Below are 11,631 nucleotides of genomic sequence, written 5' to 3'. Positions count from 1 at the left end.
GGTGGTGCGGGGTGAACAACCCGATCGGAGCAGCGCGACGCCGGACGGTCCGCGGTGTCGTCCGCGGAACCGTCCGGCGTCGAGCGGCTCGCGTCAGCCCGCCGGGACGAACACCAGGTCGACCCCGTACCAGGAGTTCGACGACGAACCGGGGAACCCGGAGCCGTAGACGTAGGCACCGGCGCCCGCCGGTGTGGACAGCACACCGGAGGTGACGGGGCTCGCGAGCATGTTGGGCGTCACGGCGTACCCACCCGTCGAGGACAGGTACGACGCCGTGTACGTCTGCCCCGCCGTCAGCGTGACGGGCGCCGGGAGCGGAACCGTCTGCCAGCCGGACGCCGACTCCGACGTGGACGGCGCCTGAGCCATCAGGGTCTGGCTCGGGCCCCACAGCATGACGGTGTGCGTGCCGGTGTTCGCCGCTCCCTTGTAGAAACGGATCGCGGTCACGGAGCCGGCCACGCTGGCGGTGAACCGGGTGCCGACCTGCACGGTGGCCGGGTCGTTCCACGACGGGTACGTCGGGACGGTGCTGTCCGGCCAGATGGTGACGGCCGTCGGCGCGGGCGCCGCGGTGGTGAACGTCCACGACCCGCCCGTCAGTGCCGTCCCGCCGAGGCTGACCGCCGCCGAGTACGACGTGCCGGCCGCCAGAGCCGCGGACGGCGTGAACGTCACCGTCAGCGAGGTGCTGTCGTAGGACACCGCACCGGCGACAGCACCGGACGGACCGGTCAGGGCCAGTGTGGGCGTGCCCGACGCCGGCGCCTTGGACAGGGTCGCCGAGATGGTCGCGCCCGTGGAGACGCCGGTCGCACCGGCCGGTGGCGCCGTGGACGTCACCGTCGGCGGGCTGGGCGGCGCGAGGGTGAACAGCACGTCGACGAAGTAGTTCGACTGCTGCCACGTGCTGGTCGGGAAGCCGCCGCCGTACAGGTAGCGCCCGTTGCCGGAGGCCGGTGCCGTCAACGGCCCGCTGACGACGTCGGCGGTGAAGAAGTTCGACGTCACCGCGTAGTGACCCTGGGGCGCGAGGTACGAGACGACGTAGGTGGTGCCGACCGTCACCTCGTACGGCGTGCTGAAGGTGGCCGTCTGCCACCCGCTGCTCGACTCACCGGTGAACGTCACGGTCCGCAGCGCCGTCCCGGTCGAGCTCCACAGGGTGCCCGTGTGCGTGCCGCCGTTGCCCGTCCCCTTGTAGAACCGGACGCCGGTGATCAGCCCGCTCTGCGTCGGCGTGAACGCGACACCGAGCTCCACGGAGGACGCGTCGTTGGCGGCCGCCGTCTGCGGTGCGACCGAGCCGAACAGCGTGCACGGGCAGCCGCCCGCGCTGGCGGTGGCGAACGACCACGTCACCGGTGCCGACGTCACGCCACCGGTGGAGGTGAGCGAGCTCGTCGTCGCGGTGTACGTCACGCCGGCGGCCAGCGCGGCAGCCGGAGTGAACGTGAGGGTCAGCCCGTCGCCCGACAGGGCGCTGGTACCCGTGACGGGGGTGGACCCGGCCGCGAGCGACAGCGTCGCGCCCGACGCCAGCGGCGCGCTCATGGTGACGGAGACCGTGGTCCCGGTCGCCACGCCGACGTCGCCGGCGGCGGGGGTCTGGGAGACGACGGTGAGCGGCTGGACCGCCGGGGTGAACACCACGTCGACCAGGTAGCTGGTGGACGTGGTGGAGCCGGGGTACGCGTCGGCGTAGGAGTACATGCCGCTGTCGCTCGCCGTGCGCAGCGGTGCACGCTGCACCCCCGTGCCGGAGAACGCGCCGGCGGTGGCGGAGTAGCGACCGACCGTCGTGCGGTACGAGACGACGTACTCGGTGTCATGGGTGATCTTCACCGGCGTCGAGAACGTCGCGGTCTGCCAACCCTCGGTGCTCTCGTTGGTGAACGTCACCTGGGCCAACGGCGTGCTGGAGCCGACCGCCCACAGGGCACCGACGTGCGTGCCGCCGTTGTTCGGTCCCTTGTAGAACCGCACGCCGTTGACGACGCCGTCGGAGCTGCTCGCGAACCGGGTGCCCAGCGTCACCGCCGAGTAGTCCGGCACCTCGAGCGTGGCCGGGGTCGCGGAGTCGTTGTAGAGCGACACGGGTGAGCCGCCGGCCACCTGGTCGGGCGCTGCCGTGGTGAAGCTCCACGACGCCCCGCCGCTGACGCCGCCGGTGTTCGACGTGGCCGCGGCGGTCACGGTGTACTTGGTCGACGCCGCGAGCGCGGCGCCGGGTGTGAACGTCGCGACGCGCGCGGTCGAGTCGTAGGTCGTCGTACCGGCCACCGACGTCCCGCTTCCGGACACCATGGTGAGCGCCACGGACGACGGTGTGACGTCCTTGGAGAACGTCACCTGGACCGGGGTCCCCGGCGGCACGCTGGTCGACCCCGGCAGCGGCGTCTGACCGCTGATGGTCAGCGGGGTGGTGTTCACGTCCGAGAACAGGACGTCCACGTAGTACTGCGACGCGCCGTACGTCTGCGTCGGGAAGGCACCCGCCGCCGCGTAGACGCCGCCGTAGCTGCCGAAGCCGCCGGGCGCCGCCAACGGCGCCTGCGTCCGACCGGCGTACCAGAACGCACCGCTCTGCACGGCGTACCCGCCGGCCGGCGCGGTGTAGGAGACGACGTACGTGGTCCCGGCCGACACGGCGACCGCCTGGGAGAACGTCGCCTTCTGCCAGCCGCTGGCGGACTCGCCGGAGAACGTCACCGACGCGAGCCGCTGCCCCGAGCTGGTCCACAGCGAGCCGACGTGCGTCCCGGTGTTCGCGGTGGACTTGTAGAACCGCACGCCGGTGACGTAGCCGGCGGTCGTCGTGGAGAACTTCAGACCCAGCTCGACGGCCGACGTGTCGGACGCGGCCGGCACCGCCGGGACCGTGGACGCGTACAGCGTGCAGGGGCAGGAGACGCCGACGGACACCGAGGCGGCCGTGCCGATGTTGGCGCTGTCGTCGATGGCCCGCGCCAGGATCGGGGTGCTACCCAGCCCCGCCTGCTGGTAGGTGTACGACCAGCTCGTCGTACCCGTCGCCGGATGCCACGTCGTCCCACCGTCGGTGGACACCTCGACACCGGCGACGACCCCGCCGCCGCTGTCCGACGCCGTGCCGGTGACCGTGACGCTCGTGCCGTTGGGCACGGCGGCGCCGGCGATCGGCGACGTGATGACGGTGGTCGGTCCGACCGTGTCGGTGGACGCGGTCGCCGCCGTCAGGCCCGCCGCGAGGGTCAGCGGCTGGGCGCCCATGTCGGCCAGCAGGTTGACCGTCGCCTGCCGCATCCGCGGGTCGGCCGCGGCGCCGTCCCCGTCGTGCGTCTGGTCCAGACCCCACGACCACTGGATCGAGCCTGCCGAGAACACCAGCGCACCACTGGAGGCGCGGTACAGCGAGAGGTGCTGGGTGGTGGTGCCGGGCTGGACCACCGTCCCGAAGTCCTGCAGGTACTGCGGGACCGCGCCGACCGTCGTGGACAGGAAGATCTGCCCTGCCGGCCGGAAGCCGTTGTCCGGGCTCTCGTCGGACTCGTAGCCGACGGTGTGGGCCGCGAGGGTGGCCGTCGTGCCCGGGGCCAGCGACGTCAGCGACGTGTTGCGCCACAGCCGCAGCTTGCCCTCGGTGGAGGAGACCTGGACCGCCAGGTCGGTGTTGTTGGACATGTACAGCGTGCCGGTCAGACCGTTCTCCGGCAGGCCGCCGCCGTTCGCCTGAGAGGCGAACCGGGGGTCGCGCCACGTGCCGGTCCACTGCGGCGACGGGTCGATCTTCGCGTCCGACCAGGTCTCCTTGTAGGACACCAGCGTCCGGTAGCTGGTCGACGTCCCGTCGATCGACGGTTCGTAGCGGGTGCGCCAGTACACCTCGTTGCCGCTGAGGAACACGAGGTTCACCCCGGCGTCCCGCGCCGCCTCGACGTTGGCCCGCTGCGCCCCCGACCAGTACTCGTCGTGGCCGACGGACAGGAAGGTCTTGTGGTTCTTCAGCAGCGCCCCGTAGCGGTCGGTGTCGACGCCGGACAGGTAGCTGACGTCGTACCCGTTCTGCTCGAGGAACCGGACCGTGGCGTACTCGGAGCTGAAGTAGAAGTCGCGGCCGCTGTTCAGGCCCCGGGTGGAGACGGGCCGGTTGTAGCTGATCTTGTAGGCCCGGCCGTTGGCCGCGCCCTGGTAGAAGTCCGAGCCGCCGTACGTGTTGTAGGCCTGCCAGGTCGGGTCGGACGTCTGCATGACGATGCTCGAGTGGCTCGAGTCGTCGCGGACGACGAACGTGATCTGGCTGGAGTCGTTGAGCTTCGGGTCGGTCAGCTTGGCGACGTAGACACCGGACACCGCCGTGGTGGGGACCGTCCACGTGGCCGAGACCGCCCAGTTGCCGCAGTCGTAGTTCTCGGTCGTGGCGTCGCTGATGCACTGCGGCTGCTTCTGCGGCAGCGCGGCCGACGGCGTCACCGAGGCGATCTTGCGGGCGCCCAGCCCGCCGTACCAGCCGGTCCGGTAGATGTCGATGGTGTAGGCCGTGGCGGCGGTGTCGATCTTGAAGCCGATCGTCCCGCCGACGTTGACGGAGATGTCGGTGGCGAAGCCCTGGATGCTCGCGTCACCGGCCCCGGTGATGTCCCACACCGAGGGGTCGGTGCCCGGCTTGGAGTTCTCGCACACGATCGGGTTGCTGCCGGTGCCGCACGGGTCGGCGGCGCTGGCCGGCACCGCGAGGGCCACGAGCCCCAGGGCTCCCGCGACGGCGGCGACGGTCCATGCAGCGACTGCCCGGCGGACGGTGGTGGTGCGACGACCCATGACCTGCTCCGGTCCCGTTCTGCTGACCGTCACGCTCACCGGCGAGTCCGGGTACGCGCGACGTACGACCGGCTGCTGTACCGGTCCATATCCGGACAATAGGGCCCTAACCGGGCAGCGGATACGTCCTCGTCGAAGATCACCCGCGCTGACCGGTGGGTGGTCCGACCGGCCCGGCATGATGACCGCGGCGGCTGCTGCAGCGACCGCCGCAGAGCCAGCTGGAGGCACCCATGTCCGATGAGCCCCACGCAGCCGCGTCCGGTGAGCACGACGCCGCCGCCGGACCGACGATCGCGGCGACCGCCGACGTCGACCCGCGCGCCTCCGTCGGTGCCGGCACGCGCGTGTGGCACCTCGCGCAGGTGCGCGAGGACGCGGTCGTCGGGGCCGACTGCATCGTCGGCCGAGGCGCCTACATCGGCCCCGGCGTCCGGGTGGGCGACCGGTGCAAGATCCAGAACCACGCGCTGGTCTACGAGCCGGCCGTGCTCGAGGACGGCGCCTTCGTCGGGCCGGCGGTGGTGCTGACGAACGACTTCTACCCGCGGGCGGTCAACCCGGACGGCACCCTGAAGTCGGCCGACGACTGGCACGCGGTCGGCGTGACGGTGCGGACCGGGGCGTCCCTGGGCGCGCGTTCGGTGTGCATCGCGCCCGTCACCGTGGGGCGCTGGGCGCTGGTGGCCGCCGGTTCGGTGGTGACGACGGACGTGCCGGACTTCGCACTCGTCGCCGGGGTGCCGGCTCGGCGGATCCGCTGGGTGGGACGCGCCGGGCACCCCCTTGAGGACGCGGGCGAGGGACGGTGGCGGTGCCCGGTGACGGGCGAGCTCTACGTGCAGGACGGCGAGACCCTGACGCCGGTCGACCGGTCCGCCTGAGCCCCGGATCAGCGGGGCGACCGTGAGGGGCTACGGTCGCCCGTCCGGGCGGCGGACCGGCCGCCGGCAGCTGGTGCCGATCCACCGGGACGGAGGCCCTCAGTACGCGCCCGCCGAGCCCAGCACGGCACGGCCCGTCTTCCACAGGATGAGCAGGTCCATCGCGACGGACCAGTTGTCGACGTACCGCAGGTCCAGGCGCACCGACTCGTCCCAGGACAGGTCCGAGCGGCCGCTGACCTGCCAGAGGCCGGTCAGCCCGGGCCGTACGTGCAGCCGGCGGAAGACGGCGTCCTGGTAGGCGCTGACCTCCTCCGGGAGCGGCGGCCGCGGGCCGACCAGGGACATGTCGCCACGGGCGACGTTCCACAGCTGCGGCAGCTCGTCGATCGAGAACCGACGCAGCACCCGACCCACCGGTGTGACACGGGGGTCGTCGTGCATCTTGAACATCAGGCCGTCGCGGTCGCTGCGGTCCAGCAGCGCCGCCTTCCGCTCCTCGGCGTCCATGTACATGCTGCGCAGCTTGACCATGGTGAACGGCCGGCCGTCGATGCCCACCCGCTCCTGGCGGAAGAACAGCGGACCGGGGCTCGACAGGCGAACACCGAGCGCCGCGAAGGCGATCACCGGGGCGGCCGCGATCAGCAGCCCCGTGCCGAGCAGCCGGTCGAGCAGGCTCTTGACCAGCAGCCGTCGCCGCGGCGCGACCGTCTGGACCTCCAGGAGCGAGAGCCCGGCGGTCGGACGCACGCTGACCCGCGGACCGAGCACCTCGACCAGGCCCGGCGCCACGACGAGGTCGGCACCGGTGCGGCCGAGCGCCCAGGACAGCCGACGCAGCGCGTCTCCCGTCAGCACCGCCCCGGCGACGACGACGGTCTCGATCCGGTGGTCGTAGGCGACCTGCGGCACGTCCGCGAGGGCACCCAGCACCGGGACGCCGTCCTGCGGCGGCTCGTCGGTCACCGACGGCAGGCAGATGCCGACGACGCGGTACCCGTGGTGGGTGGACGCGCGCAGGTCGGTGATCGCCTGGTGCACGGACGACGGGTCGCCGACGACCAGGGTGCGCGCCATCGCCAGACCGTCGCGCCGGTTGCCGTGCAGCCACCGCCGCAGGACGTAGCGCCCGACCGACACCGCCATGGTCAGCAGGACCGCGAGCACCACCACCAGCAGGCGGGGGAACGCCACACCGACGAAGGCGCCGGCGAGCGCGGGGACCACCACCGCGGCGAGGCCCGCCCACAGGATCGCCTGGAACTCCCGGGGTCCGTCGCCGACGGCCGTCCGGTCGTACCCGTGGCCGAGCACGATCGTGCCGAGGAACGCCACGACGGCCGCACCGACCGCGGGCAGCGCAGGGACCTCGAGCTGGGCCAGGACCACCGCCCACGTCGCGCAGGCCAGCGTCAGGCCGAGGTCGAGCAGCACGGCGCGGCGGGTGTAGCGGGCCGACGCCGGTCGCCAGGACTCCGCCTCGGCGCCCTCCAGAGCCACCTGCTCGCCGGCCACGAACGGCTGGGTCGAGGCCCACGACCGGCGCGGTCCGCCCGCGGCGCGTCGGCGCTCCGTGAGCGCGGCCAGCTCGGCCGTCGTCACGGTGAAGTCCCGAAGATCCGTCATGCCCCGCCCCCCGATCAGGTGTCGGGGTTGAGGCTATTGCGGATGTTCTGTGGGGATAAGACCCAATTGTCCGATTCGGGACCTTTCACCCGCTTCGTGCGGGTGATCTAGCCGGGGTCCTTGGTGTGGAACCGCTGCTGCGCGACGTGCAGGCCCTCGAGGACGACGACCTCGACGGCGTCCGCCGCGTGGTCCACCAGCCACGGCACCTCGGCCCGCTCGGCCGACCCGAAGTCGTGCAGCACGTAGTCGGCGGCGTCCATCCGGCCGGGTGGCCGGCCGATGCCGACGCGGACGCGGACGTAGTCCCGCGTCCCCAGCGCCCGGCTGGTGTCGCGCAGACCGTTGTGGCCGCCCTCTCCCCCACCCTGCTTGACGCGGACGTCGGCGAACGGGATGTCCAGCTCGTCGTGCACCAGCACCGTCCGCTCCGCCGGGACGCCGTAGTAGCGGGCGAGGGCCGCGACAGGACCGCCGGACTCGTTCATGTACGTCGTCGGCCGGGCGAGCACCACGCGCGGGCCGGGCGCTCCTCCGGGCAACGTGCCCAGCCGCGCCTCCGCGACGGTCGCCTGCGGTCGACGGCCCGCGAGGCCGCCGGGACGGCCCAGCGTGCTCCCGGTGCGGCGAGCCAGCTCCTCGACCACCATCGCGCCGAGGTTGTGCCGGTTGCCCGCGTACTGGGATCCGGGGTTGCCCAGCCCGACGACGAGCCACGGCGAGTCGGTCACCAGGTCACTCTCCCGTCTGTCGCTTCACGTGCCCGGACGTGGGACGCGCCCGGCACCGTGTCGGTGCCGGGCGCGTCACGCAGCGTCGCTCGATCAGGCCTCGGCGGCCGCGGCGCTGGCGGCGGACTGCTTGTCGGCCAGCTGGGAGGCGGCCTCCTCGATGGCGAGGTCCTCGGCGGAGGCGCGCGGCACGGAGACGGTCAGCACGATGTGCTCGGCGTCCGTCAGCAGCGTGGCGCCGGCCGGCAGGGTGATCCCGCCGGCGTGCACGATCGCACCGTCCTCGAGGCCCTCGATGGACACCTCGACGCGGTCCGGCAGCGCCGTCGCGTCGGCCTCGAGGGACAGCGTCTGGGTCTCCACGACGTGGATGGTGCCGGGGGCCGACTCGCCGACCACGTGCACCGGCACGTCGACGGTCACCTTCTCGCCGCGGCGGACGATCAGCAGGTCCACGTGCTCGATGACCTGGTGCACCGGCTCGACCTGGACGTCCTTGGCCAGGGCCAGCGTCGTCTTGCCGTCGAGCTCGATCGCCAGCAGCGCGTTGGAGTGCTTGACCGCCAGCATCAGCTCGTGGCCCGGCAGGGCGACGTGCACCGGCGCGGTGCCGTGGCCGTACAGGACGGCGGGGATCTGGTGCGCGCGGCGCAGGCGACGGGCCGCACCCTTGCCGAACTCCGTGCGGGCGGTGGCGACGAGCTTGGTCTCGGCCATGGTGTCTCCTCGTGGTCGGTGTCGCGGCCACGAGGCGCACGACGGAAGTCGGAAGCGATGTAGAGCGATCAGGTCGGTGGGCCTCGACGCGGGGCGCTGGACGGGCAGGCGGAGGCATCCGCACCCAGTCGATCACGGAGCCGGGACGCCCGTTCGAGGCCCACATCGCTGCGGGTCCCACGGCCGACCGTCCGACATCCCTCGCCGAGGCAACCCGAGGATCTTACCGGTCGCCGGGGGTGGCTCCCAACCCCGGCCGACCGGTGCGTGGTGCGAGGGTCAGGCCTGCCCGTCGAACAGCGACGTGACGGAGCCGTCGTCGAAGACCTCGCGGATCGCGCGGGCCAGCAGCGGGGCGATGGACAGCACCGTCAGCTTGGGGAACTGCACCTCTTCGGCGATCGGCAGCGTGTCGGTGACGACGACCTCGCGGGCGCCGCACGCCTCGAGGCGCGCGACCGCCGGGTCGGACAGCACGCCGTGGGTCGCCGCGACGAGCACGTCCTTCGCACCGGCCTCGAGCACCACGCGGACCGCCTCGGAGATGGTGCCCGCGGTGTCGATCAGGTCGTCGACCAGCACGCAGTTGCGGCCCTCGACGTCACCGACCACCCGGTTGGCCACGGCCTGGTTGGGCCGGCGGATGTCCCGGGTCTTGTGCACGAACGCCAGGGGGCCGCCGCCGAGCTTGGCCGCCCACTGCTCGGCGACCCGGATGCGCCCGGCGTCCGGCGAGACGACCGTCACGTTGGAGGTGTCCACCCGGGTACGGACGTACTCCACGAGGATCGGCATCGCCCACAGGTGGTCGACCGGCCCGTCGAAGAACCCCTGGATCTGCGCGGCGTGCAGGTCGACGCTCATGATCCGGTCGGCGCCGGCCGTCTTGAACAGGTCCGCCATCAGCCGGGCGGAGATCGGCTCGCGACCGCGGTGCTTCTTGTCCTGGCGGGCGTAGCCGTAGAACGGGGCGACGACGGTGACGGTCTTGGCCGAGGCGCGCTTGAGCGCGTCGACCATGAGCAGCTGCTCCATGATCCAGGTGTTCACCGGACGGGTGTGCGACTGCAGGACGAACGCGTCCGCACCGCGCACGGACTCGCCGAACCGCGTGTAGATCTCGCCGTTGGCGAAGTCGTATGCCGTGGTCGGGACCAGCTCGACGCCGAGGTGCTGCGCCACGTCGGTCGCGAGCTCCGGGTGAGCACGGCCCGAGACCAGCACGAGTCGCTTCTCACCGTCCGTGGTGATGATGCCGGTCATCGGGCGGTGTCCTTGTCCTCGGGTGCAGGGGTGGGGTCGGCGGCGGGGGCAGGGTCGTCGGGTGGGCGCAGGCCGCGGGCGCGGGCAGCGGCCTCGGCCGCCGCCGAGTCGGGCCGGGTGCGCTGCACCCAGTTCTCCACCGTGCGCTGGCTGGTGGCGTTCACGGCCAGCGCGCCCGGCGGCACGTCGCGGCGGACGACGGTGCCGGCGCCCGTGAACGCGCCGTCGCCGACGGTCACCGGCGCGACCAGCATCGTGTCCGCGCCGATGCGCACGTGCGAGCCGATCGTCGTGCGGTGCTTCGTCGTGCCGTCGTAGTTGGCCGTGACCGAGGCCGCGCCGATGTTGGTGTGGTCGCCGATCGTCGCGTCGCCGATGTACGACAGGTGCGGCACCTTGGACCCCGTGCCGATCACCGCGTTCTTCGTCTCGACGAACGCGCCGATCTTGCCGCCCTCGCCGAGCACCGTGCCGGGACGCAGGTAGGAGAACGGGCCGACGGTCGCGCCGGCGGCGATCACCGCGAGCGAGCCGTGGGACCGGACGACGGACGCACCCGGGCCGACCTCGACGTCCGTCAGCGTGGTGTCCGGGCCGATCGTCGCGCCGCTCGCCACCGTGGTGGCGCCGAACAGCTGGGTGCCGGGCAGCAGCGTGACGTCCTGGGCGAGGTCGACGTCCACGTCGACCCAGGTGGTGGCCGGGTCGACCACCGTGACCCCGGACCGCATCCAGTCCTCGAGGATGCGGCGGTTCAGCTCCGCCCGGAGCACGGCCAGCTGCACGCGGTCGTTGACGCCCTCCACCGAGAGCGTGTCATCGGTGCGCAGGGCCCGCACGCGGCCGCCGTCGCCACGCGCGATGGCCAGGACGTCCGTCAGGTACACCTCGCCGGCCGCGTTGTCCCGGCCGAGCCGGGTCAGCGCCGAACGCAGGACCGCCGCGTCGAACACGTAGGTGGAGGTGTTGATCTCGCGGATCTCGCGCTGCTGGTCGTCGGCGTCCTTCTCCTCGACGACCCCCGCGACGTCACCGGTGCCCGGCTCGCGCAGCACGCGCCCGTAGCCCGTCGGGTCCGCCACCTCGGTGGTGAGCACCGTCACCGCGTCGGCGTCCTCGTGGTGCGCCAGCAGCAGCTGCTGCAGCGTGCCGGCGTCCAGCAGCGGCACGTCGCCCGCCATCACCACGATCGAGCCGTCCACCTGCTGCGCCGCGTCCAGCGCCGCGAGCGCCACCTGGACCGCACGGCCCGTGCCCGGGATCTCGTCCTGGTCGGCCACCAGCGCCTCGGGGTCGATCTGCGCGAGGTGCTCGACGACCGCCTCCCGCCCGTGCCGGACGACCACCACGACGCGTTCCGGCTCGAGCGCGCGGGCGGTGGTCACCGCGTGACCGAGCATCGACCGACCGGCCAACGTGTGCAGCACCTTGGGGACGGCCGAGCGCATCCGGGTGCCCTCCCCCGCGGCGAGGACGACGACGGCTGCGGGGCGGGGGATCGTCACCTTCAGGGTGCTCCTCGCGGGCTTCTGCGGGATCTGCCGGGCGCGACGCGCGCCGGGCGGGGCGGACCGTGCACCCGAGTCTACCGCCGCGGCACCGGC

At 72.7% G+C, this 11,631-nt stretch carries 7 protein-coding genes; 1 reads left to right on the top strand and 6 read right to left on the bottom strand.

Features of this window, described 5'->3' with window-relative positions:
* Positions 1-93 precede the first annotated feature (93 nt).
* The gene (locus tag ACFQTY_RS11100; RefSeq protein WP_378100337.1) at positions 94-4,803 is read right to left on the bottom strand and encodes a DUF4082 domain-containing protein; all 4,710 of its coding nucleotides are present in this window, start codon (positions 4,801-4,803) and stop codon (positions 94-96) included.
* A gap of 233 nt (positions 4,804-5,036) precedes the next feature.
* Here ACFQTY_RS11100 and ACFQTY_RS11095 point away from each other — a divergent pair, with 233 nt between their 5' ends.
* A complete protein-coding gene (locus tag ACFQTY_RS11095) occupies positions 5,037-5,687 on the top strand; it encodes a DapH/DapD/GlmU-related protein (RefSeq protein WP_378100335.1) in 651 nt (216 codons plus the stop codon).
* A 99-nt stretch (positions 5,688-5,786) separates the two neighbouring features.
* On the opposite strand, the gene ACFQTY_RS11090 is transcribed toward ACFQTY_RS11095, so the two are convergent.
* The 5 genes from ACFQTY_RS11090 to glmU form a co-directional block, all read right to left on the bottom strand.
* Positions 5,787-7,316 carry a sugar transferase gene (locus tag ACFQTY_RS11090; RefSeq protein WP_378100333.1) on the bottom strand — a complete coding sequence of 510 codons (1,530 nt, stop codon included), beginning with the start codon at positions 7,314-7,316 and terminating at the stop codon, positions 5,787-5,789.
* 107 nt (positions 7,317-7,423) lie between these two features.
* Complete coding sequence (pth, locus tag ACFQTY_RS11085; protein ID WP_378100331.1) at positions 7,424-8,047, bottom strand: aminoacyl-tRNA hydrolase; 624 nt, start codon at positions 8,045-8,047, stop codon at positions 7,424-7,426.
* 93 nt (positions 8,048-8,140) lie between these two features.
* Entirely contained in the window at positions 8,141-8,764 is a 624-nt protein-coding gene (locus ACFQTY_RS11080; protein ID WP_291763426.1) for a 50S ribosomal protein L25/general stress protein Ctc, read from the bottom strand.
* A gap of 279 nt (positions 8,765-9,043) precedes the next feature.
* Complete coding sequence (locus ACFQTY_RS11075; protein ID WP_291763428.1) at positions 9,044-10,027, bottom strand: ribose-phosphate diphosphokinase; 984 nt, start codon at positions 10,025-10,027, stop codon at positions 9,044-9,046.
* Positions 10,024-11,532: a bifunctional UDP-N-acetylglucosamine diphosphorylase/glucosamine-1-phosphate N-acetyltransferase GlmU gene (gene glmU, locus ACFQTY_RS11070; protein ID WP_378100328.1), complete on the bottom strand. Its 1,509-nt coding sequence runs from the start codon at positions 11,530-11,532 to the stop codon at positions 10,024-10,026. The genes ACFQTY_RS11075 and glmU overlap by 4 nt, the downstream gene beginning before the upstream one ends.
* Between the last annotated feature and the right edge of the window lie 99 nt (positions 11,533-11,631).

It is taken from the genome of Cellulomonas sp. T2.31MG-18 (assembly GCF_964266755.1).
Lineage (GTDB): Bacteria > Actinomycetota > Actinomycetes > Actinomycetales > Cellulomonadaceae > Cellulomonas.
Note: the sequence above shows the minus strand (reverse complement) of the source record. Positions and strands in the feature narration are given on the sequence as shown.